We start from the raw sequence: 22,610 nt of genomic DNA, 5'->3' as shown, positions 1-22,610 counted from the left end.
AACGCACTGCTTCCCCCACAGACCCCCGTGCTCAGCTCCCACTGCTGGAGTTAGCCGCCGTCAGTTTGTTCACCGGGTTCTCGACGGCCCCGAGAGAACGCAGGATCGAACGCTGCGAAAGTGAGAGGCCCGTAGCCTCGTAGATGTTCATTCCCTCATAGGGTCGCTCACTGCGCAAGACTCCGAGACGCTGGGAACGCTCGACATCCCAGACCTCAATTGCGCCAGTAGGGCTGCCGCTTACCAGTAGTACCGGTCGCTCGCCACGGCTGAAGGCCACCTCTCGAATGCGATAGCCGAAGCGATTCAAGACCTTCAATAGCTCGCCACTCTCTAGATCCCAAAGGCAGACAAGCTGATCATCGCCTCCACTGGCCAGCACCCGACTATCAGGGCTAATGGCCAGCGTCCAGATACGCTGAGTATGCTCGGCCAGCAGCGCCCGGGGAAGACCCAGCCCTAGATGCGCTAAATCCCAGAGGCGCACTATTTGATCGGCTCCCGCTGTGGCCAGCCAACGGCCATTAGGGCTAATAGCTAGAGTGTAGATCGCCCCCGCATGGCCTGATAGCTTCTGTAGACAGCGATAGCTACGGGTATCCCAGAGGCAGACAACCTGATCTTCAGCGCCACTCACCAGCCAACGGCCATCGGGGCTATAGGCCACCGCGTAGACGCGGCCCCGGTGCTCACGGAGAACCTGCAAACACTGACCAGTTGCAGTCTCCCAGATGCGCAACGTGCGATCGGCCCCGCCGCTAGCCAGGTGTAAGCCATCGGGAGAAAAAGCCACCATATAGACACGCCCAGCATGGCCCTTCAGAATACGGAAGAGCTGGCCGCTCTCAACATGCCAGAGGCGCACCGTGCCATCGGCACAGCTACCGGCCAGTAAGCGCCCCTGCTGATCAAACGTCACCGTCCAGATGCTGTCGATGTAGCCCTCCAGGGGACGCAGACAGCGCAGCTTCCCCAGATCCCAGAGACGTACCTGACCATCATCGCCGCCGCTCGCAAAGAGCTGGCCATCGGGGCTTGTCACTACCGTACGCACCTGGCTGCTGTAGCCCTGCAGCATGCGCATACAGCGCCCACGCTCTAGATCCCAGAAACGGACGGTCTGATCATCGCTGCCACTCACTACTGTGCGGCAATCCGGGCTGACAGCCAGCGAGTAGACACGCCCGCTGTGCCCTTCTAAGGTTCTGATGCAAGAGCGATCTTGCGTGCTCCAGACGCGCAAGAGGCGATCGCCGCCGGCACTGACCAGGAAGTGACCATCGCTACTGAAGGAGAGGGCATACACCAGGTTGTGGTGAGCAGACCAGGAGGTGATCAGGGAAGAAGAAGACACGTGCCCAAGCGTAATCTGCTCTATCCCACCACAGGCGAACAGGCCGCCATCACAGCTGAGGGCCAAAGACCAGATCCCGCGCTCGTCAACCGGAAGACGAGCCCGACACCCGCCCGTCTCTACATCCCAGAAGCGCAGTACCCCATCTTCGCCCCCGCTGATCAGCGTCTTGCTATCGGGGGCGAAAGCAACCGCATGGACGCGTCCACTCTGGCCAGGATCGATCAGCAGGCGCTCGCGTTCAGCCAGGCCCGAGGCCGGATCAACATACCAGAGCCGTACGGTCTGATCACCGCTGCCACAGGCAAGCAGGCGTCCATCAGCACTGACGGCGACGGCATAGATGCGCTCTCGCTGGCCTCCCAAGGTTTGCAGGCACTGACCGGTCTCCACATCCCAAAAACGGATCGTTCCATCTTCGCTGCCGCTGATCACCATGCGACCATCGGGACTGAAGAGAACGGAGCGCACCCAATCAGCATGGCCCCGGCAGGTTACTAGCGGCTCATAGTCACGCACCCGGAAGACACGGACCTCACAGGTCGTCGTGCCGAGCGCCAAGAGAGTGCCGTCCTGGCTAAGGGCTACCGACAGAATGCTGCCAAAGATCTCGGTGAAGACCGAGCCTGTCAGATCGGCCCAGGCGAAATTGACACCCGGGAGAGCTTTACCGCGCAGATAGGCTTGCCAGACCGCCAGGCCGGAGAAATCCCAATCACGGATATTGTATTGCAAATAGAGCAACAAATTAAGGATATTACCAGCAGCGTAGCCCGGTTTGCCCCGCTCTAGCTGAGCGAGCAAAGAGCGCAGGAGCTGCTCACAGCCGCGCTCTCCCCTGGCAGAGCGCAGAATGCGAGCCAAGGGATCAAGGATCGAACGGATTTGATCTTCGCGCACATAGTCGCGCGCCTGAGCCTTGAGCAGGGCATGGCTCTGCAGGAGTGCAAGCGGCCGCTCTTGCAAGATCTCAGCCGCTACCTGCTGTACCAGACGCTCCGTCACGTACTCACAAATGACTGGCTGCAGCGTATAGCCCACGGCCCCACGCACCTCGACAAGCGAGCGGTGCCGTAACGACGTCAGCACTTCCAACAGCGCCCCCTTGGGGGTGCGCGCCAGGCGATCCTCCAGCAACTCCGAGAGCGTTACCACCTCGCGCCCAATTGCCAGCCAGTACAAGACATCCTGCTCATCAGGGGTCAGGCGTTCGAACTGCTGATCAAGCAGATCCTTAATGCCCTTGAGAACCAGCACTTCCTGATCGAGGAAGCGAGCAATCTGGCGATCAAAGACCTCGCGGACCGTAGGAGAAACCAGCTTCAGCGCCAGGGGATTGCCAGCATAGCGGCGAATGAACTCGGCCCAGTGCTCGTCACTGCCCTCCAGTCCCTCGCCAGCCAGCAAGAGACGCCCAGCCTCGGGCGAGACCCCCGCTAAGGTCATGGTGCGCACTGGGGCGTACTTCCCCTCCTGCAGGGGAATACCATCAGGCTTCTCGCGACTGGTCAAGAGAACGCAGCTTTGTAGGGCATGGCTGCCCAGCAAATAGAGCAGCTCCTCATAGCCCCTGTAATCGTCCTTATACTGGCCTGCTAAAGCACCACTCTGGAGGAGCGCATCGAAGTCATCGAGGACTAACAGAAAGCGCTCACGCTCAAGCCGCTGAATCAGCAGTTTCAGGCGATCCTCTTCGCCTTCGGGAAGAGAGAGCGACTGCTGTTCCGGCTCGCCGATGATGAAGTGCAGACAGCGATCGAGGAAGCGCCCACGGGATAAGGGAGTGTGGAGCGAGAGCCAGAGCAGTCCCTGAAAATCCGAGGCAGTGCGCAGGCGCTGCACCAGGGCCGCCGCCAGGGCTGTCTTGCCAATGCCGCCTATGCCTACGATGGCGATCAAGCGACAGCGGTCACGCATGACCCAGCGCCAGAGCAGCTCCTGCTCCTCATCGCGGCCATAAAGCTGTGTTACATAGGGAGCCTCTCCCAGGTCACAGCGCGGCTGCGAAGTCAAGGAAGGCGAGGCGGTAGGAGAAAGCGGCTGAACAGAAGGGAAGCCATTACGCCGCCGCCCGCGCGGGAGCCGCTCTAGCTGCTCATCCCGCAGGGTCTCCGCCAGCTCGCCGCTGCGTAGCTGTAACGCACGTTCATACTCCAGCACAAGCTGACGCGAAGGCAACGTGACATTGTTCTCAACCGCGGAGAGATAGCTCTTCGAATAGCCCACCGTCTGGGCCAACTCGCTCAGGCTCTTCCCCCTCTGCTGGCGCAGGTTGCGCATGCGCGTTCCGATAGCGGTTGCAGGAGCGTCTCTGTCTTCAGCCATTGCAGCCTCTTCTTCGCCCATCACGGGGGACTAGCGTCGATTGTTCTCTTGCGTAGTATAGAACAGAAGTGCATGGCCTGTAAAGAGGTTCTGTGTTTTCTTGCTGTTTATCATCTCTTTGTTGGACGATCGTTCGTTGTTTTTCTCCTCGTTATAAGCTTGCAAAAACCAAAGTGAACATGGTATATTGTTCTATAGAGAACAACCAGGCGTTCATTAGCTTCTCAGGTGCTGCTATAGAACGGGCTAGCACGGTTTACTACCTCCGGCCATCCCGCCGCAGACCGGCCTGAGTTGAGCCGGTTGCTCTCCCTCCAAACTCTTTGTTGGTCATCGCTTCTGGACGCGACTGCCACGGCCTGGCCGTAGTATAGGGTCTGCTAGCTCCTCCGGCTCCGGGATAGAAGACAATAGGCTTCTTAGGTGCTTGCTCGTTTGTTTCTTGGCTTGAAGGAGGAGAATCTTGAATCCAGCAATCCCGTTCGGAGTTTCCAGCCACGACAGCGACGCTGAGGATGAGGCTCTACTCCGCGCTTATGAGGCTCAGATCATCGCTCAAGTACGTTCCTCCTTCTCGCGCGTTGCTTACAGCAAGCGCGAGGATGTGGAAGCGCTCTATCAGGACGAGAGCCAGCAGGTGCGCCTGGCACTCTGGAAAATGAGTCGTAGAGGGCCCCTGCGTAGCCCTCTCTCGCTGATTCACGTTATTGTGCAGAACCGGGCGCGCGATGCCTACCGTCGTCTCCGCCGTCGCCCTTTGATCCTCTCCTTGGAGCTTGAGCAGCCCGAGATGCTGACGCTCGATGAGCAGGGCGCCGCCAATAATGAGGGGGCTCGCGATCCAGCCTACGAATGCGAGCTGCACGAGTTTCCTGCCGAGCGTCTAGCGCTGTATGTTCGCGCTATTCAGAGTCTGCCGGCAGGGGAGCAGGCGGCAGTTCTTTGGCGCATTCGTGACTGCTGCCTTGAGCTAACTCCCGTCATTGCGGCGCTGCGCAAAGCGGGCCTGGACCCCGAGCAGGTGCCGGAGCCGCAGAGCCGGGCCGAGCGAAAGCGCTATCGGGCTGCCCTGAGTGCCGCCCGGCGACACCTACGCAAACTGTTCGGTACCTAGTATTGGCTCAGCGTCTCTACCTCCTGGGCCTGGCTTTCTTCGAGAGTCCAGCCAGAGCAGCCAGGCTCGGTTTCGTTCGAGAGCGTGACCCACCTTCAGCTTCAGAGCCTGCCCCCAGAGCGAAGGGAGACGCTTCCTTCGCTGGTGCCCGTTATGGGGAGAGTCGCTCAGCGAGGTATTTCAGACTCAGCGGATAGCGGTACTCGATTCCGCCGTGTCGCCCATCGAACAGCTCGAAGAAAACATCGGTGACGCCAATCTCAGCCAGGGCCCGTCGGAAAGCCTCGGCCCCCAGATCGAGATAGTACTCATCGCGCTTACCAGCATCGATGTAAATGGCTCGCATCGAGCGCAAGGCCTCGGCGTGCAAGGGGACCATGCGCACCGGGTCCCAGGCTAGCCAACGTTCCCAGACATCAGGGATGAGCTGGCCGGTGGCGATATCGAAGGGCAGATGAACGGTGCCATCCATATCTGCTGAATAGCAGGCCGCCATACACCAGACGTTGAGCAGATCAGCGTCGCTCTCCTTCGAGAAGGCCGGGCGGCTGCGAAAATCCTGCCAGAAGCGCTCGTAGGACCCACCGTAGTGATCGCGCAGGGCACGAGCCACCTTGGCAAAGTCGCGCTGATAGCAGACCTCAAAGAGCGCATCGCCAGCATGGGTGGCGAAGCCGCCCCACAGGTCAGGGCGGAGCATAGGGGTGACCATAGCGCCGTAGCCGCCGCTGGATTTGCCAGCAATCCCCCGATGCTCTCGGGCCGCCAGCGTGCGATAGTGAGCATCAACCCAGGGGACAATCTCGTCACAGAGATAGGTATGGTAGCGTCCGACAGCGGGCGAGTCAAGGAACTGGCTTCCTCCGAGGGAGGTCCAGCAGTCGACCCAGACGAGAATACAGGGCGGCGCTTCGCCTTTGGCAAATAGTTCATCGGCTAGCTCGGGGAAGTTGCGCCGAAAGGCTGAACGATTGCGCCACATGTCAAGTTGGCCAGTCAGCCCCTGGATCAAATAGATAGAGGGATAGCGCCGCTCTGGCTGCTCGTCATAGCCTGGTGGCAGGTAGATCCAGAGCGGGCGCTGATAGGGATCGCCTAGAGGATTGTCTTTGAGTACCTGACTTTCAAAGGTCACTTCGTCAAAGCGTCCTTTGAAGTCGTGCGACCAGGGATACACGCTTTGCGCCTCCTTTTTCTTCTCTCATCCTGGTGCTTCGTGTCCTAGTCTAGCACGCTTCTCAGAAGGCGTCTATCACTCTGGCCTGCGAGCTTGAAGGCAGGCGATCAGCCAGGGCTTCTCAACGATCCCTGTCCTGCTCCATCTCCCCTCCAGCCTACCTCTTTCATGAGAAGAAAACGCAGCCCTGACACTTTACGAGCAGTCTAGCTTTGGCTTAGAATAAAAGCAGTTCGCATGCTGCCGACGTAGACCTGCCTTGAGGGTGCAAAATGGAGAAGGCAGATACTTTAGAAGCTCTTCTACGGAGCGCCACTGTCCGCGTCGACCTTGATCAGGCACCTGCAGGTACAGGCTTTTTTGTGGGTCCGGGACTGATTCTTACCTGTGCCCATGTCATTCAACCTGCTTGCGCGGGCCGGGCGCGCCTCCACATTTTCTGGCAGGGGCGATCTTGCGAGGCAGCGATCAGAAGCGCCCCCCGTGATTACACGGCCCCAGATGCGGATCTAGCCCTACTGAAGGTCTCGCTTCACGAGCATCCCTCTGTCCTCCTTTGGGGCGAGGCTCGGCCCTACAGCCGGCTCTACAGCTACGGCTACCCAAGCTGGGAGCCTAATGGCAGCTCGCTCACGTTTATCACCGCGGGGCCTGCAGGCGAGCACAACCGGTGGATCACCTTTCAGGATGGCCCGGTCGATCGCGGCATGAGTGGCTCCCCGCTGCTCGACAAAGATAGTGGCAGTGTCTGCGGCATTATCCAGTTTTCGCTAGGCCTCAACAGCGATCGTGGTGGGCAAGGTCTACAGGCGCGCGTCATTCTTGAGCAGCTCCCGGCACTCGCCGCAGAGCAATTGGCCGCCCATCGCCAGAACCGGCGCTGGTTAGACATGCTTTCAGGAACCCAACGTCAGCAGCTTGCAAGGCACTGTCCCCAGTATGTCCCTCTCCTCCAGCAGAGTAGCACAGCACTCAAAGTCTTTATATCCTACTCCAGAGCGCGCCAGGATCAGAAACTGCGCCAAGAGCTTGAGAAGCACCTGTCCGGCCTTCGAAACGAGCGCCTGATCGAAAGCTACCATAGCGGCCAATTGAGTGCAGGACGTGAACAGAGCGAGAGCCAGCGCTGGCTAGAGCAGGCCGACATCATTCTGCTGCTCATTAGCCCTGATTACATAGCCGACGAGCAGTGCTACAACGAAGAAATGCAGCGGGCCATGCAGCGTCACCAAGCCGGCACAGCGCGCGTTATTCCCATCGTCCTGCGACCGACAGAGGGCCTGGCCAGCTCTCCCTTTGGCAAGCTTCAGGCTCTGCCACGCAACGGCCCAGCCATTACGGAGTGGAAAAACAAGGATAAGGCTTTCAAAGAGATTGCCTGCGAGCTACGTCAGGTGATCAAAGAACTGAAAGGCGAGCAGGTCTAAGGTCCTGAGCTGAGCGCAAGCCTGGCCGACCGCAGTCGCCCAGCCCAGGGCAATGGAGGGCAAGTCGCCCAGGAGTAGCCTCTCCTCCTGCCGCCTTCACCCATGAGCGCATCAGCTAGACGCGAGCGCTGGGCACCTTGAGCGAGCCTTTGCGCTGCTGAAGACGATACGGCTCATAGTAGCCGGACAGCGCGGATGGCAGGCGTCCGACGAGGAGTGTCCCCTCAGCGCGATGCTCTTCGATCTCAACGCGCCCGCGGCGATGGAAAAGTTCCACCAGATCGCCACGCGCATAGGGGACCAGCACCTGTAGTGGTACCATCTGTTCGGCTATGACCTGAGCCAACTTCTCGCGCAAGGCCTCCAGGCCCCAGCCGCGCAGAGCTGATATCATCACAGCATTCGGATAGAGCGAAGGATCAACGCGCTCGGGATCGGGCAACAGATCGATCTTGTTCAACGCCGTCACCCGTGGCTTCTCGTGGGCCTCCAGCTCGCGCAAAACCTCATTCACCGTCTCGCTCTGCTCAATGGCATTCTCATGGCTGGCATCCACCACCTCCAGCAAGACATCGGCATCAACTACCTCCTCCAGCGTCGCCCGGAAAGCCGCAACCAGACGAGTTGGCAGGCGCTGAATAAAGCCGACCGTATCCGTCAGCAGGATCTCCTGATTGCCAGGCAGGACCACGCGGCGCGTCGTAGGGTCAAGCGTCGCAAAGAGTTTGTTTTCGACTAGGACGTCGGCCTGGCTCAAGGCGTTAAAGAGCGTGGACTTACCGGCATTGGTGTAGCCCACCACCGCCACCACTGGCATCGTCAATGCCGCCCGCTGACGGCGATGCAAAGCGCGCTGCTCACGTACCTCCTCCAGCTCACGGCGCAGTTCAGCCAGCCGATTGCGAATGCGTCGACGATCAATCTCTAGCCGCGTCTCGCCCGGACCACGGACACCGATCGCTCCCCCTACTCCAGCAGCGCCGAGCGAGCCACCGGCTTGCTGCGACAACTCTACGCCGCGCCCGCTGAGGCGAGGCAAGCGATATTCTAACTGCGCCAGCTCAACCTGCAGGCGTCCCTCGCGTGTTCGCGCATGCTGAGCAAAGATGTCGAGGATCAGCGTCGTACGATCAATGACGCGCGCATTCAGCGCCTTCTCTAGATTGCGTTGCTGCGAAGGGGACAGTTCGTCATCGAAGATCACCAGATCAAAGCCTAGCTCTTGTTCCAGAGCGGCCAATTCCTGCACCTTTCCCTTGCCGAGATAGGTGGCCGGATCAGGATGCCGCAGACGCTGCAACATCTTCCCAACCACCTCAGCCCCAGCGGTCTTAGCCAGCGCCTCCAGTTCATTGAGCGAGTCCTCAGCGCTCCAGAGCGTTTCCTGTCGCTCGCTCTCCACTGCTACGAGAAAGGCCCGCTCTGGACCCTCGGTGAATCTCTGTCTGCTCAGCACAGCCTCGTTTCTTGTCGTAAAACGCCTCCTTTGTTCCAGCTAAGCTACACAGCTCTTCTAGAATACGTAGAATAGCCCTTGACTATATAGGTATTGTATGCGCCTTGACTCTGGAACGCAAGCCCAGAGGCATCAGCTCCGTCCGCGAGCCGCCCCCCTCCTCTCGGAGCGAGCAGCCATGCGAGCGTGAGGGGGCCTCTAGCCCACCACAGCACCCCACCTCTCCTCACTCAAGGAAGCTGGCTCAAAGGAGCCTGACCCAGCAACCACTGATTGACATGCGCAAACAGACTCTGGGTCATCGCCTCATTATATGCCCGCTGCCAGATACTGAACTGTCCCGGGTCGCTGTGCGGTAAATGCTGGATAGCACTCAAGACGCCATGCAGAGCTACGAGCAGTATCAGCCAGAGCAGCCAGGCCTCAACCAGGCCTACCCCTAAGCCTAGCAGAGCATCAATGAGGCCCACCACCGGCAGGCGATGGACAAAGGCCCGGACAACGGCCGTGACCGTATGCACAATCAGCACCGAGGCGAGAAAGATCAGGCCATAGGCAAGCAACGGCGCCACCTCAATCCCCTTGCTCGCCAGAAGAGCAGTGAGCCAGGGACCGAAGAGCAAGGCCGCCCCCAGCCCCAACGGTAGCGCTATCAGATTGATCAGGCTAGCCAGAAGACCATTGCGGAAACCATTGATGGCCAGCACAATGGCTGTCGCCAAAAAGGCTAAATCGATGAAGTTAAACGTGAGAGGCATAGACTTCTTTTCCTTCCAGGAGCCTGAATGAGACGCAAGGACAGAGAAAATCGAAGCTCCCGATCTATAATGGAAACGTCCACTCCAAGCAACTGTCACAGTTGAGATTTCAGCTATGCCTCTCGTCATAGGCAGAAGCAAAGCCGGGCGAGAGTGATAGGTCATCACATTGGCTGGTCTTGGCGGGGTCAACGTGCTATAATGAAGGCATGATGATCAGGGGGAGAACCACAACAGAGCCAAGCGCCCCCCGGCGCGACCTCCTCGGACTGACCCTGACACAGCTAGAGGACTGGTTTAAAGAGCTGGGGGAGCCAGCATATCGCGCCAGGCAAGTCTACAACTGGATCTACAAACACCTGGTCACGGACTTCGCCGCCATGAGCAACCTGCCCCTAAGCCTGCGGGAACGCCTGGCGCGCGAAGCCAGCATCGGCCAGGTCACTGTTCGCAGCGAGCAACGTTCTAAGGATGACCGCACGCGCAAGATCCTGTTGGAGCTAGCCGACGGCAGGCTGATCGAATCAGTGCTTATGCTCTACCCTCCCTTGCGCGGGAGCAGCGCGCGGGCCACTGTTTGCGTCTCCAGCCAGGCAGGCTGTGCCTTTGGCTGCACCTTCTGCGCCACGGGCCAGATGGGATTTGAGCGCCATCTGAGCGCTGGGGAAATCGTCGCCCAGGTATTGCACTTTGCCCGCGAACTGCGAGCCGCCCCGTGGCAAGCGCGTGGTCTGCCTGGGAGCCAGCCCATTGACCACATCACCAATCTGGTCATGATGGGCATGGGCGAGCCACTGCACAACTACGACAACGTCATGCAAGCGCTGCGCATCCTCAATAGCCCCGAGGGCTTTAACCTGGGGGCGCGGCACATGACGGTCTCTACCGTCGGGCTGCCGCACGGCATCCGGCGCCTCAGCCAGGAGGGACTACAAATTAACCTTGCCATCTCCCTGCACGCTCCTAACGATGAACTACGCGCCCAAACCATGCCTGTCACACGTAAATACCCCCTGGCTGAAGTCCTGGCAGCCTGCCGGGACTACATCGCCGCCACCAGACGGCAGGTCACCTTTGAGTACGTCCTGCTGGCCGGCGTGAACGACAGCCCGGCCTGCGCTCACCAACTCGGCGAGCTGTTGGCACCGCTCAAGCAGTATGCGCATGTGAATTGCATCCCAGTCAACAAGACAGCAGCTGACTACCGCCCGCCTGGGCCGGAGGCTATCCGCCGCTTCCGCGACATCCTCTTCCAGCATGGCGTGAGCAATAGCGTGCGCGCTGAGCGGGGAGACGACATCGATGCGGCCTGCGGGCAGCTTCGGACCCGTTTCGTAGCGCAGAGGCGCAGCGCATCAGCGCTCAGCGCCGCGCCGGAACCGGCCCGCTCTCACTGATCACCGTCTAGCTCCCCAAAAAAAAAGAAAACCAGGCAGGGAGGGAAGGCAAGAAGAACAAGCATGCAACAGGTAACAGCCGGGCAGGCCGGGGCGGGAACGCCGCCTGAGCGGCGCTTTTACCTGCCTCCGGCCAGCATCACTCTTTGGGTAGCTTGAGCATTGTGCGCAGGCAGCGCGTGCAGACATGCACTGTGCGCCGCACACCGTTGATCTCCAGACGCCGCCGCTGCACATTGACTACAAAGCGCCGCCGTGTATGACGCTGCGAGTGCGATACCTTATTGCCATACATCGGCCTGCGCTGACAGAGATCACAACGACCAGCCATAACAATCTCTCCCTTCCTCTCTTTTCTCTTTCCTTCCTTCCTTAACCCTAAAAAGAGCAGAGAGCCATCGTAGCCTCGCGCTCTCGACTCCGAAGCCTTACGGTCTGCAGCCTGCCCCAGGCCTTCAGCCAGCAGGGCAGCACGGCCCAGCCGCCTGACCACCCTACTTGTCAGAGCCGGCTAGCGTAGTCCCCCCGTCTCTCCCGCGCTGAGGCCGGGTCAGCCGGCCCCGCGATCAGCCGGCCAGCCAACCAGAGGACACGCCCAGGACAGGAAAAGAGGCTTGCCCTCCCAGACTTTCAGCGGCCACGCCCCCATCTGTCAGGCTGAAAATAAAGAGAGACAGACAGATTTAAAACGTTCGGTTGGGGCTGAAGCCACGCTCCACGCGACCTACAGCATCTACCGGACCGGGCCACATCAGCAAGAGCTACAGAATGTCAAGATGCGCCCTTGATTCTGACGGGGGCCTTTGATATACTGCAACAGAACGCAGACCTTGCACTCCAGTGCGTTGAGTAGAGAGCAAAGCGTTACAAAGTAAGTAAGCGTCGGGTACGCTTTGCGAGTATAGCAGATTGCCCTCGCTTTGGCAAGTGCGTAGGCCAGAAGACCAGCAGAGCCGACCAGAAGACCAGTAGAGAAAGCTAGAGACAACATGGGTATGCCGAAGCCATCGACGATTCAACCGCAGCACGGCACGCGCCCTCTAGGCAGAATCGAGGTCCTTCCTCACGCGATTCACACCATCGCGGCCCGCGCCGTCAGCGAGAGCTACGGCGTAGTAGGTATTGCCGCGCCCCGCCTGCGTAACGGAGAGGCCATTCTTCTCCCCCCCGAACGAAGCGGCGAGGGCATCCAGGTGCGCATCGTCAACGGACGCCTGATCATTGAGGTGTACGTCGTGCTGGAATACGGGCTGCGCATGTCAGAAATCGCTCATAATATCATGAGCAGCGTCAAATTCTCGGTTGAAAAGATGCTCGGGGTACCCGTGCAACAGGTGAACGTCAATATCCAGGGGCTGGAACATAGCCCTACCACACGGCGCGAGCACTAACGACAAGGTGTGGGCACCACCTACCTCATCTACCACCACATAAGGTAAGCGATCTATGCAGGAACAGGCATCAGGCGCTCGCCATGCGCAAGATGCGCCAAGTCAGCAGCAGATGCAGCGGATCAACCGGCCGCGGCGGATCAGCGTGCTGGACGGCCAAGACCTCAAGAAGGCAATGATTGCCGGGGCCGCCTGGCTGGAAGAGCGGCGCGAGAGCATCAACGCCCTCAACGTCTTTCCCGTGCCAGATGGGGACACAGGTTCGAATATGTCCGCCACCATGCAGGCCGCCATTCGCGGCATCATCGATAGCCAGGAGACGGCTGCAGGGGTCATCGCGGCGCGCATTGCTCACGATGCCTTGCTGGGTGCACGAGGAAACTCGGGAGTGATTTTGTCACAGGTGCTGCGTGGCCTGGCCCAGGGACTGGAGAAAAAGCAGACCTTCACGTCGCTTGACCTGGCCAACGCTTTCATGGAAGCCTCGCGACTGGCCTCGCGGGCGGTCATCAAACCAGTTGAGGGCACCATTCTGACAGTCGTACGCGACTGCGCCGAGGCGGCGCTCGCCAGCGCGCAGCGCGGCGATGACCTGGTGACCCTGATGCACGAGGTAGTGACCGCCGCCCGGCAGTCTGTGGCCCGCACCCCCGAGCTGTTGCCTATCCTCAAGCAAGCGGGGGTCGTTGATGCGGGCGGCCAGGGGCTATGCGTAATCCTTGAAGGCATCTGGCATGCGCTGCGCGGCGAGGGGCGCGAGTCACGGCCTTTCCCGGCGGCTGCCGCTGGCGAGGGCACTCCTCGCCGAGGACGGGTGAACGTCGAAGAGGAGCAGTACGGCTATGAGGTGGTCTTCCTCCTGCGCGGCGAGAATCTCGATGTCGAGCGCATTCGCCAGACAATCATCGACATGGGCGGTGTCTCAACGGTCGTGGCCGGCGATGAAAAGCTGCTTAAGGTGCATACACACACGCAGTGGCCCGGCAAGATCCTGGACTACGGTGTGAGCCTGGGGAGCCTCCTGGACATCAATATCGAGAATCTGCAGGAGCAAAGTCTGGCCTACGCAGCCGAGAGCCGCGCCGAACACGAGCAGGCCAGCCGCCAGGAAGACAATGCTGCTGGCGGCGCTGAGCTTTCAGCGCCAAGCATCCCTATCGCCACCGTAGCTGTCGTCTCAGGGGCAGGCTTCGAGAAGGTCTATCGCGGCCTGGGCGTCAGTGCTATCGTCCCCGGTGGCCAGACCATGAATCCCAGCATCGAAGAGCTGCTGGCCGCCGTCAACTCCGTTGAAGCCGAGCAGGTCATTATCTTACCGAACAATAGCAATGTGATCCTCAGCGCGCAGCAGATCCCACGCCTTACCAGTAAGCGCGTGGAGGTTATTCCTACCGAGACGCTGCCCCAGGGGATCGCGGCCCTCATGAGCTTTAACTATAATGCCGACCTGGCCACCAACGTACAAAGCATGAGTGCTGCCGCTCGTCGCATCCAGACCGCCGAAATTACCACGGCGGTGCGCGCCGTGCAGATCGACGGCCTGCGTGTCCGTGAGGGCGATATCATCGGCCTTATCAATGGCAACCTGGCCGTAGCCGGTAATAGCCTGGAGGGAGTCATTAACGATTTGCTCCAACGTATGCATGTCGAGCGCTACGAGCTGCTCACTATCTACTACGGTGAGGGGACCAGCGAGGCCCACGCTCAGGAGACAGCGGCCCGCATTAAGCAGACCTATTCTCATCTGGAGGTGGAGGTAGTGGATGGTGGTCAACCCTACTACACCTATATTTTCTCAGTTGAGTAAATAATAAACAACAGAAGCAAGGAGCCGGTCGTAGCGAGCGGTGGTAGAAAGCCAGGCAGGCTGCCCGAAACGGAACGAACCCCGAGGCAGCCAGGATCAGGCCGCAAGGGCTGGCCTCGTCTCGTCTCGACGCTCTTCCCGCTACCCTGGCCAATCTACGCTATCCACGCACACTTGCAGCCTGCCATGTGTGCGCCCATGTCTGTGCCGGTTCGGCGCGCATGGTGCAGAAATTCTCTCGCGTTCAGGAGGTGCCTCATGGCCGTCCGCATCGTTACCGATAGCACGGCGGATCTCCCTAAAGAGCGGGCCGCAGCCCTGGGAATCAGTGTTGTTCCTCTCAAAGTTATTTTTGGCAGTGAAGAGTATTTAGACGGCGTCGATTTGGATACGGCGGGCTTCTTCAAGAAGCTGGCAGAAAGCAAGGATTTTCCCCGAACGTCGCAGCCGACTCCTGCCGACTTCCTCTCCGTCTATCAGCGCTTGATCGAAGAAGGCGCCGAGGCCATCCTTTCGGTGCATTTGTCGGCTAAATTCAGCGGAACCTATCAATCAGCCTGTGCTGCACGGGCCGCCTTGCCACCGGAGCTACAGCGCATTCCCATCGAGATTGTGGACTCAGAGAGCATCAGTCTCGGGATCGGCATGTCGGTCATGCACGCCGCGGAAGAAGCCCAGGGCGGCGCCGACCTGGAGTCGATTAAGGCGCGCCTGGTCGATCGCTTGCGCCGGACGCGTATTCTCGGAGTGCTGGATAGCCTGGAGCATTTGCGCCGCGGCGGACGCATCGGACGCGCCAGCGCCTTCTTGGGTACAATGTTGAGCTTTAAGCCGATCATCGGTATTCAGGCTGGGGAAGTGGTGCCAGTTGAGCGCCCTCGTACACGCGCCAAGGCCTATGAGCGAGTGGCTCAGCTCTTCCAGGAGGCTGGCCCCGTGGAAGAGGTGGTCATTGTGGAATCGAGCGATGAGCTGGGAGAACAGCTCGCCGCCGCGATGAAGGCAGTCTATCCTCAGCCAATCCCGCGCTATAAGCTGGGTGCAGTGCTTGGTACCCATACTGGACCTGGAACCGTGGGCATTATCTTTATTACCGCTCATCAGTAGATCTTCTCTCCTCTGGTGACGTCAGTAAGGCCCGTGAGCAAGGTGCGATGAGATGCGCCGGGCAGGCAGGTCATGCTCAGCCTGCCCCCGCTCTGTCCGTGCTTCCCCTGGCGCCGCGCTCATGGCTGGCGCGCGTCGGCGTCAGGCAGCTTCGACTATGGCTGTTCAACCCTGCTCCATCGAGCGAGCGCATCTCATCGCAGGATTGGGCCGCCTGCCCAGTGGCGAGACTGGACGGCATGAGGTCATCTGATGCAATAAAGCTGATACATTATGAGATAACCATTGACGACTTGCATCTTCGCCGGTACAATAGTAGATAGTAGAGCGCTTACCCACGCCAGAAAGGGCTGTGCTGCAGGCACTGCAGGGCTCGCGCTAGGCGCTTGTCCGTGACTGCCCGTTGAGTCGCGAGACTTCCACACGGGCTGGCTCGCTGGCTTAACAACAGGTGCCCCAGCAACGGACTGGCGCCCCGAGGGTTGCTTTGGAAACCTCTGTGGTAACCCGCGCGGGAGCTTGTAGCCAGAAGATCATGCGTTCACTTACTGGAAGGTTCGTTAGTCAGCCACCATTCATGATGGTGCAAGCGACGAAGGAGGAACAACCGTGGGAATGCTACGGGTGATGTCACGGCGCGGTGATGATCGTGTCACCTGGGATGAGCAGAAGGTGTTGGCAGGTGACCCTGAAGCACTGGCCGCCGTGCGAGAAGCTGAGCGCATTTTCGCCCAGGAGCGCGCCAGGGGAGCCACTGCTTTTCGTGTCGAGCCCGGGAAGCCTGCTCAGCGTATCGATCAGTTTGATGCAACCGCCGAGCAGATCATTATGGTTCCGCGCGTTGTCGGTGGATGAGCTTGATTTCCGAAATTTTGACGATTCTGGACTGGGTGATCATCGCCACCGCGATGGGGGCTATTGTCTGGCTGATCACTCAGCCATATTTACGGGGCTGGTCGCGGGCCGAGCGGCAAGCCTCCGATTTGCTGCGCGATATTCTGACACCTGAACAGCTCCGCCAGCTCCTCTGGCATGGCTATTTGGAGGTGCCCAGCCCTACTGCCCCTCAGCGCATCTATCGCGTGCCCCGCGGTAAGGGCTTCGTCCAGGTAATTGAAAATGGACGTGCGACGATGCGCCTCTGCCTTCAGCCTGTGGAAAATCTGCCAGACGCCGATATTGTGGTGCTTCATAAGTTGATGATCGAGGGTAACGAGGAGCTGTATCTGCAAAAAGCCAATAAGTATCTCTGCACCGATTAACTGTTTAACCGACTCAACTGACGGCGCGGGCTATCTTGTTCGCCCGCTCTAGCTGTCAAAGCTTGCTCGCAGGCGGGCCTTGGCCTGGCGGGTGCCCGACCTCTCCTGTCCTTGCTCGCTTCGGCCTCTGGCTCGTCGCGTCGTCCGCCAGGTCGGCAGGTTTCTCCCGTACAGGCCGTTCTCCGCCAGCGAGCTGTAAGCTCAGTGTGCCTTAGCCAGGTTGTTCACACTCTCTGCTCCTCCTTACTCCGCGTCTTGGCCCAGTCTGGCCAGTTCACTGGCTTCCTTCTCCCAGCCTCAGCCTTCATGGAATAGCAGACCGCTCTCCTATTGTCCTGATCAATCAATCGCCCTCTTCCTCTTCTTCATCATCGTCATCGTCTTCTTCCTCCAGAAGCTGGATGATCTGACGATGACCGTTCTGCTTCTCACACATATGTGGCCCCTCTTCCAAGGGCATATGGCAGAAAGGACAGACCGGGCGACCCGCCGCCACGACCCGCGTGATCATGCTGGTGAGAGCCTGAGCCTGGGCGTGCGTGAAGGAAAAGGTAACCGCCCGATCCTCACGGACACGCCCCCGCAGCTCCTGACCTGCCTCCATAATGATCTCCAAAGGGACCACCATCAGGATGATCAGCTCCCGGCGGAAGTCGTAGCTGAGCTTTAGCTGGGCTACCTGGAACTCCTCGTCGGGAATCAGCGGGAAGTCGGCTGGCAGCCCGAGCGGCTCTTCGGCCTCCTCTTCACCTTCCCGCCGGGCCCGGGCCTCAACGCGCAGAATCCTGCCTTGCGTCACCTGGGTCAGCAGGCGGTCGATGGCCAGCCCCAATTCGTTGAGTTGCATCTTTTCCATCCACATAATAGCCGAGCCACTTTCGCTGCGCGCAAACAGCCGAAAGCGACGCTGTCCCGGTGGGCCAACGGCATCTGCGCCCAGTAGTTCCACCAGACCTAAATCTCTGCTCATCGGACCTCCTCTTTGCCCCTACGTGAAGAGTGTCTTTCTCCCTTCTGGCTGGATAATCGATTAGCCTCTGCTACAGAGAGCGCCGCTCTCTGCTGCGACTGCTCTAGCCCCGCCTGCCCGGCGACAGACGAACGAATTGGCCTTGCTCTCTTTCAGCAATTGTAAACGCTCGTTTCCAGAGAGGGCAGAGTCGATAGCGGTTCCTCCGTTGGGTTGACTGACCGATCGGGTCCCGGGAGTTGGGCCGAGTCAGACAGGCCGCAGACTGGTTAGTGCCCGCCCGGCGGCCTGCTGCGGCGCTCCTCTTTGCCCACGCGCTCGCTGCCTCTCTCTTGCCTGGCAGTCGCCTTAGTAGCCGCGTTGCGGGTCGTAGCGGTTGCGCAGCGGCTCACCACGGCGATAACGCTGCAGATTATCGACAAAGAGCGAGGCCAGCCGGGCACCGTAGTGGACGCTCTCACCTGAAATATGGGGCGTCAGAATGACATTGGGCAGCGAATAAAGCGGGCTATCTTGGGGCAGCGGCTCGACCTCAGTGACATCCAGACCGGCCCCGGCAATCCAGCCCTCGCGCAAAGCCCGAATCAGGGCCTGCTCGTCGATGACACGCCCACGAGCCACATTGACCAGGTAGGCAGTGCGACGCATAGCGCGTAGCTCCGGCTCGCCAATCAGGTGCTCTGTCTCAGGGGTCAGCGGCGTTGCTATCACTACATAGTCGCACAGCGGCAGCATCTCGCGTAGCTGGCTGAAGGCATAATAGCGCTCGACATCCTGATCCTGCTCGCCTCCCCTGGCCGAGCGCCTCACCCCCAGGACGCGCATGCCGAAGGCCCGCCCTAAGCGGGCCACATAGCGCCCGATACTGCCAACGCCGATGATCCCCAGCGTCTGCCCATAGAGTTCCAGGGTGCGCAGGTGATACCAGGCCGTATTGCCCCAGATATGGCGATCCTGCAGGCGCACCAGCTCGGGCCAGGAACGATTGAACATGATCATGCTGCCAAAGACATACTCTCCAATAGTGGAGGCATGAATACCAGAGGCAGTGGTGACAATCACACCGCTGCCTGGATCAAGCAGGCCTGTGTCACGCAGACCATCAACACCAGCACCGGCAAATTGCAGCCAGCGCAGGCGCGGGGCAAGCTGCAGGATGTTCTTGGGCAGCCAGAAACCACAGATGATCTCGGCATTTTCCGCGTGCGCCGCCAGTTCCTCGTTTCTCGTGGCGAGCACAACCTCGCTCTGGGCCGCTTCGCGAATCTTTTCCAGCGCTTCTTCATCGAAGGGGAAGGTACAGAGCACTTTCAAACCCTGATGTTGACTCACTGCCAGACTCTCCTTACCAGATCAGACGAGCATTTGCTGAGACAGTAAAACAGTACAGTGAAAACAGGCTCGCTAGGCGTGACCGCGTCTCTTCCCTCAGTCTATCCGAATTGGTTGCCTTCTGGCAAGCCGTCACTCGGGCAGTTCACCCCGCTTCCACGACTGTCGCCGTCGGCCATGCATCTCTGCGCAGAGAAAGCCTGTCTGCCAGATCTTGCAGCGACACAAGCGAATGTAGCAAGTGGCTATCGCTCGTGGCTGATAACGGAACACGCTCACAATGGTTTTTCAGGCCTGCAGAGGTGTTCTGGAGCAGTATAGAAAGCAGGAGCGCGGAAAGTCAAGGGAGGACGGGTCAGGCTTGCCTTCCCCTCCTAACCAGAGCACGACCGGCCCTACACCAGTTCGCCCACGCCATCTAGGCGCGCGGGCCAGGCACAGGAGCAGAGGGAATGAAGACTTAGAAGCCTATCAGTAGGAGGACACCCACGGCAAGACCAATGCTCAACAGCGCGCCACTGACGACCTGCGCTAGCGTGTGACGCCCCAGGACAACGCGAGACCAGCAGACAAGTACGAGCAGAAGAAAGGAGGGGAGAAAGATCAGGCCATAGAGAGCTGTCAAGACAGTTGCTGCTCCAGCCAGGGCCGCCGCATGAATACTGATTTTCCACCACAGCGTAATGACCAGGAGCAGCAGCCCTACGACCAGGGTCAAGCCGAGGATCAGCTCTAAACTACGTGGAGCATGCAGCAGGAGCAAAAAGAGCAAACCGAGACCATAGGAGAGCAGACAGAAAAGGAAAGGATGCCAGCGTTCATGGCGGCGCGTGAGATCCAGATCGCTGACCAGCCCCAGACGCAGGGAGAGAACGACATAGAGCAGGGGGCCAGCACAGACAAAGCCCAGCGTCAGCAGGGCGAAGCCAAGCGCAGGCCAGAGCGAAGAGGAGCGATAGAGGGCCACCAGCAGCACAAAGGGAACTGAGATGGCCGCAGGTGATAGCACGATCGAAATGCCGCGCGCGAGACGCTGCGCCTGCCCGGCGGAGCGGCTGGCCAGGCTGCCTACCTGAGCGCCTGCCAGGGGCTGAGTCAGGGGTCCCTTTGCCTGAGTAAGGGGAATCGAGGAGAACGCTGCAGCTATCGAGTGCCTTTCCTCTTCTCGTTCCTGTTGTTGTAACTTCATGGCAAAATCTCACGTAGATGGCAGCAATCCAGAGTGGCGACTCCTCTCGCGGACTCAAGCCGCCAGGAGGGTCTGGTCATTCATCAGAATCACTTCCTGATAGCCACGCAGGAGGGCCTCCATCGCCTCATACCAGCTATACCTGGCAGCTTGGGCCAGAGCGGCGGAGCGCATGCGCTCACGTGTTGAGCGCTCAGAGACCAGGCGCTCTAGCAGTTGCCGATAGGCGGCTACTTGCGCTGCAGGGCTCAGACCAGTGGAGTCCAGCAGCAGGCCATGCTCACCGTGCACTACCAGATCACAGATACCCTCGGCCTGGAGGCCGACGACCGGCAAGCCCGAGGCCAGCGCCTCCAGCACCACCTGACCAAAGGTCTCGGTCGTTGAAGGGAAAGCAAAGACATCGGCTGAGGCATAAGCCTCAGCCAGGGCCTCACCGCTAAGATAACCGGTAAATGTGACAGGCAACCCGGCCAGGGCCTGGCGCAACTCAAAGAGGGCCGGCCCCCCACCAACAATGACCAGATGGCAGCGTCGATGGTCCATCTGACGATAGGCCTTTGCCAGCAGCAAGAGGTTTTTTTCGCGCGAGATTCGCCCGACATAGAGCAACACACAGCGCTCGCCAGCCTCACTTTCAGAGCCTAACCAGGCGGCGCGCAGCGCCGCGCGGCGACGTTCAGGCCGAAACAGCGTCCCATCTACCCCACGAGGCCAGAGACGCACGCGCTGGAATCCTTGCTGACGCAAAGCTCTGGCCGTCGAAGGCGAGGGACAGAAGGTCAGAGCACATTGATTGTGAAGAAAGCGATTATAACGCCACATGAGGCCAGTCAGCCAGGGAAAGCCGAAATGGCGACAATAGACAGCGAGATTGGTATGATAAGAAGAGACAAGGGGGCGCCGCAGCAGCCTGGCCACGGCTACCCCCACGGCACCCAGCACGACAGGATCGACAACGTGGATGATATCAGGTTGGAACTGCCGAAGCTTCTTCACAAAGAGAGGACGGAAAAAATTGAATCTGAGTTCCGGGTAGAAGGGAAGCGGTATACCGGGCGTCGTCACAATCTCAGCGCCAGCGTACTCACGCATCCCACAACGCGGGCCTAACAAGAGCGCCCGATGGCCAGTGGCCTCCAGATGGGTAAGCAAGCGTGCCAGCGTGCGCGTCACCCCATCCAACTTGGGCAAGAAATTCTCTGTAATTATCGCGACCCGCATCCTAGTCCTCCTGCTGTCTCCTGCTCTGCCAGTAGGTCTCTTTCCCTTCTCTTTTCACCGCATCTCTTCTGCCCATACCCACCCTAGACAGAGTACGCTTCTTAGGCGCCTCCCAATGAGGAGGGCCTTGCCACCACGCCCCTCACAGAAGAATCTTCAGCCAGCCGCGTTATAGCCGTGTAAAATTCCATCAAAGAACCCGTTAAGCCAGGACAAAATTTGTGCGCGAGGCGAGAACATCGCTGTTCATTTGTCAACGGAGACGCTAGAATATCCATAGAGGGAGAAAGTTGTGGCGGAAGGAGAGGCAACACAAGAGCAGAGGAGACCAGTGGCGAGCAGCAATCACCAGCGCACTCAGACAGGAGGTCAGCCTTGCCGCAGACACCTATCCGGCTTCTTCTTTGCGAAGACCAGACGCTGATGCGTCAGGGCCTGCGCACTATTCTCGACCTGGAGCCTGGCATGGAGGTCGTTGGCGAAGCAGCCAACGGCGAAGAAGCGGTCAGCCGGTATCGCGAGCTGCGGCAAGCCGGCTTGGGGCCAGATATTGTGCTGATGGATATCCAGATGCCCCGCATGAGCGGAGTCGAAGCAACTGCCGCTATTATGAGCGCTTACCCCGATGCCAAGATTATCATGCTGACCACCTTCGACTATGACGATTACGTCTTTGAGGCTATCAAAGCCGGAGCCGCAGGCTACGTGCTCAAGGATCTGCCCGCCGAAGAGCTGGCGGCCACCATTCGCCGCGTTGCTCAAGGAGAGCCGTTCATCCAGCCAAGCATCGCCAGCAAGCTGCTTATCGAGTTCGGTCGGGGAAGCAAAGGAGGCCGGAACCAACCACGCTCCCCCGGAGCAGGGAGTGCAGAAGATGAGCTGAGCGCCCGCGAAATCGAGGTGCTGCGCTTGCTCGCTCAGGGAGCCAGCAATCGCGAGATTGCTCAGCAATTATGCCTGGCTGAAGGGACAGTCAAAAATCACGTCTCCAATATCCTGAGTAAGCTACAGGTGACTAATCGCACTCAGGCCGCTAGCAAGGCTCGGGAGCTTAAGCTGATCTAAGTGAGCTGAACGCTCAGCCAGACTCATCCTCCTGATCCGCTCCGCGCAGCGCCCGGCCATCAAGGCAGCCCTGGCCCGGGGAAAAGATCGATCGCGCCAGCTTCTCTAGCAGGCGGAGCAGCGGCGTCGAAGCCGGCGCACGCAATGAAGATGCGCCCCGAGATACATAAATAATAGATGCGGCTCAGAGAGAGAGGGGTCGCTATCCAAGAGAGCTGCCAAGTTCAGGAGCCGGGTGATAGCTTGCTGCGAGCT

The 22,610-nt window shown here is 59.5% G+C and carries 18 protein-coding genes; 9 read left to right on the top strand and 9 right to left on the bottom strand.

The genetic code is table 11. The annotated features are described in order from the left end of the window. Positions 1-31: 31 nt before the first annotated feature. Complete coding sequence (locus AC6H1L_RS13235) at positions 32-3,679, bottom strand: WD40 domain-containing protein (RefSeq protein WP_497597960.1); 3,648 nt, start codon at positions 3,677-3,679, stop codon at positions 32-34. Between the two features lie 463 nt (positions 3,680-4,142). Between AC6H1L_RS13235 and AC6H1L_RS13230 the strand changes: the two genes are divergently transcribed. Then, the gene (locus tag AC6H1L_RS13230; protein ID WP_497597959.1) at positions 4,143-4,793 is read left to right on the top strand and encodes a hypothetical protein; all 651 of its coding nucleotides are present in this window, start codon (positions 4,143-4,145) and stop codon (positions 4,791-4,793) included. 151 nt (positions 4,794-4,944) lie between these two features. Here AC6H1L_RS13230 and AC6H1L_RS13225 read toward each other — a convergent pair whose 3' ends face one another. Next, positions 4,945-5,970 carry an alpha/beta hydrolase gene (locus tag AC6H1L_RS13225; RefSeq protein ID WP_497597958.1) on the bottom strand — a complete coding sequence of 342 codons (1,026 nt, stop codon included), beginning with the start codon at positions 5,968-5,970 and terminating at the stop codon, positions 4,945-4,947. A 272-nt stretch (positions 5,971-6,242) separates the two neighbouring features. Here AC6H1L_RS13225 and AC6H1L_RS13220 point away from each other — a divergent pair, with 272 nt between their 5' ends. Next, positions 6,243-7,397, top strand: a complete 1,155-nt coding sequence (locus AC6H1L_RS13220; RefSeq protein WP_497597957.1) for a trypsin-like peptidase domain-containing protein — start codon at positions 6,243-6,245, stop codon at positions 7,395-7,397. Between the two features lie 115 nt (positions 7,398-7,512). Here the strand turns inward: AC6H1L_RS13220 and hflX are convergent, their stop codons facing one another. Both hflX and AC6H1L_RS13210 read right to left on the bottom strand, forming a co-directional pair. Next, entirely contained in the window at positions 7,513-8,853 is a 1,341-nt protein-coding gene (hflX, locus tag AC6H1L_RS13215) for a GTPase HflX (RefSeq protein WP_497597956.1), read from the bottom strand. A gap of 230 nt (positions 8,854-9,083) precedes the next feature. Beyond that, entirely contained in the window at positions 9,084-9,611 is a 528-nt protein-coding gene (locus AC6H1L_RS13210; protein WP_497597955.1) for a CvpA family protein, read from the bottom strand. Between the two features lie 212 nt (positions 9,612-9,823). Here AC6H1L_RS13210 and rlmN point away from each other — a divergent pair, with 212 nt between their 5' ends. After that, a complete protein-coding gene (gene rlmN / locus AC6H1L_RS13205) occupies positions 9,824-11,008 on the top strand; it encodes a dual-specificity RNA methyltransferase RlmN (protein ID WP_497601550.1) in 1,185 nt (394 codons plus the stop codon). Positions 11,009-11,147: 139 nt separating this feature from the next. Here the strand turns inward: rlmN and rpmB are convergent, their stop codons facing one another. Further along, a complete protein-coding gene (gene rpmB / locus AC6H1L_RS13200; protein ID WP_297160586.1) occupies positions 11,148-11,339 on the bottom strand; it encodes a 50S ribosomal protein L28 in 192 nt (63 codons plus the stop codon). A gap of 664 nt (positions 11,340-12,003) precedes the next feature. On the opposite strand from rpmB, the gene AC6H1L_RS13195 reads away from it, so the two are divergent. The 5 genes from AC6H1L_RS13195 to AC6H1L_RS13175 all read left to right on the top strand — a co-directional run bounded on the left by AC6H1L_RS13195 (position 12,004) and on the right by AC6H1L_RS13175 (position 16,575). Further along, the gene (locus AC6H1L_RS13195; RefSeq protein ID WP_497597954.1) at positions 12,004-12,399 is read left to right on the top strand and encodes an Asp23/Gls24 family envelope stress response protein; all 396 of its coding nucleotides are present in this window, start codon (positions 12,004-12,006) and stop codon (positions 12,397-12,399) included. Positions 12,400-12,454: 55 nt separating this feature from the next. Next, positions 12,455-14,206: a DAK2 domain-containing protein gene (locus tag AC6H1L_RS13190; protein ID WP_497597953.1), complete on the top strand. Its 1,752-nt coding sequence runs from the start codon at positions 12,455-12,457 to the stop codon at positions 14,204-14,206. A 258-nt stretch (positions 14,207-14,464) separates the two neighbouring features. Beyond that, positions 14,465-15,313 (top strand): DegV family protein, encoded by an 849-nt coding sequence (locus AC6H1L_RS13185; protein WP_497597952.1) that lies wholly within the window; start codon positions 14,465-14,467, stop codon positions 15,311-15,313. Between the two features lie 615 nt (positions 15,314-15,928). After that, positions 15,929-16,168 carry a hypothetical protein gene (locus AC6H1L_RS13180; RefSeq protein WP_228026331.1) on the top strand — a complete coding sequence of 80 codons (240 nt, stop codon included), beginning with the start codon at positions 15,929-15,931 and terminating at the stop codon, positions 16,166-16,168. Between the two features lie 2 nt (positions 16,169-16,170). Then, complete coding sequence (locus AC6H1L_RS13175) at positions 16,171-16,575, top strand: hypothetical protein (RefSeq protein WP_497597951.1); 405 nt, start codon at positions 16,171-16,173, stop codon at positions 16,573-16,575. Positions 16,576-16,918: 343 nt separating this feature from the next. Here AC6H1L_RS13175 and AC6H1L_RS13170 read toward each other — a convergent pair whose 3' ends face one another. The 4 genes from AC6H1L_RS13170 to AC6H1L_RS13155 form a co-directional block, all read right to left on the bottom strand. Next, entirely contained in the window at positions 16,919-17,545 is a 627-nt protein-coding gene (locus tag AC6H1L_RS13170; protein WP_497597950.1) for a DUF3090 family protein, read from the bottom strand. A gap of 348 nt (positions 17,546-17,893) precedes the next feature. Then, positions 17,894-18,877 carry a D-2-hydroxyacid dehydrogenase gene (locus tag AC6H1L_RS13165; RefSeq protein WP_497597949.1) on the bottom strand — a complete coding sequence of 328 codons (984 nt, stop codon included), beginning with the start codon at positions 18,875-18,877 and terminating at the stop codon, positions 17,894-17,896. A gap of 460 nt (positions 18,878-19,337) precedes the next feature. Continuing rightward, the gene (locus tag AC6H1L_RS13160) at positions 19,338-20,066 is read right to left on the bottom strand and encodes a hypothetical protein (protein ID WP_497597948.1); all 729 of its coding nucleotides are present in this window, start codon (positions 20,064-20,066) and stop codon (positions 19,338-19,340) included. A gap of 54 nt (positions 20,067-20,120) precedes the next feature. Beyond that, a complete protein-coding gene (locus tag AC6H1L_RS13155) occupies positions 20,121-21,290 on the bottom strand; it encodes a glycosyltransferase family 4 protein (protein ID WP_497597947.1) in 1,170 nt (389 codons plus the stop codon). A gap of 375 nt (positions 21,291-21,665) precedes the next feature. Between AC6H1L_RS13155 and AC6H1L_RS13150 the strand changes: the two genes are divergently transcribed. Further along, complete coding sequence (locus AC6H1L_RS13150; RefSeq protein ID WP_497597946.1) at positions 21,666-22,355, top strand: response regulator transcription factor; 690 nt, start codon at positions 21,666-21,668, stop codon at positions 22,353-22,355. The last annotated feature ends 255 nt before the right edge of the window (positions 22,356-22,610 follow it).

The sequence above is a fragment of the Thermogemmatispora argillosa genome (assembly GCF_059696725.1).
This window is presented reverse-complemented; position numbering and strand designations above follow the sequence as displayed.

Excerpts from the sequence above, each read along its gene's own strand:
- AC6H1L_RS13235 (WP_497597960.1), bottom strand. The coding sequence starts at position 3,679 with ATGGCTGAAGACAGAGACGCTCCTGCAACCGCTATCGGAACGCGCATG.
- AC6H1L_RS13220 (WP_497597957.1), top strand. The coding sequence starts at position 6,243 with ATGGAGAAGGCAGATACTTTAGAAGCTCTTCTACGGAGCGCCACTGTC.
- AC6H1L_RS13210 (WP_497597955.1), bottom strand. The coding sequence starts at position 9,611 with ATGCCTCTCACGTTTAACTTCATCGATTTAGCCTTTTTGGCGACAGCC.
- rlmN (WP_497601550.1), top strand. The coding sequence starts at position 9,824 with ATGATCAGGGGGAGAACCACAACAGAGCCAAGCGCCCCCCGGCGCGAC.
- rpmB (WP_297160586.1), bottom strand. The coding sequence starts at position 11,339 with ATGGCTGGTCGTTGTGATCTCTGTCAGCGCAGGCCGATGTATGGCAAT.
- AC6H1L_RS13195 (WP_497597954.1), top strand. The coding sequence starts at position 12,004 with ATGCCGAAGCCATCGACGATTCAACCGCAGCACGGCACGCGCCCTCTA.
- AC6H1L_RS13190 (WP_497597953.1), top strand. The coding sequence starts at position 12,455 with ATGCAGGAACAGGCATCAGGCGCTCGCCATGCGCAAGATGCGCCAAGT.
- AC6H1L_RS13185 (WP_497597952.1), top strand. The coding sequence starts at position 14,465 with ATGGCCGTCCGCATCGTTACCGATAGCACGGCGGATCTCCCTAAAGAG.
- AC6H1L_RS13180 (WP_228026331.1), top strand. The coding sequence starts at position 15,929 with ATGCTACGGGTGATGTCACGGCGCGGTGATGATCGTGTCACCTGGGAT.
- AC6H1L_RS13170 (WP_497597950.1), bottom strand. The coding sequence starts at position 17,545 with ATGAGCAGAGATTTAGGTCTGGTGGAACTACTGGGCGCAGATGCCGTT.
- AC6H1L_RS13160 (WP_497597948.1), bottom strand. The coding sequence starts at position 20,066 with ATGAAGTTACAACAACAGGAACGAGAAGAGGAAAGGCACTCGATAGCT.
- AC6H1L_RS13155 (WP_497597947.1), bottom strand. The coding sequence starts at position 21,290 with ATGCGGGTCGCGATAATTACAGAGAATTTCTTGCCCAAGTTGGATGGG.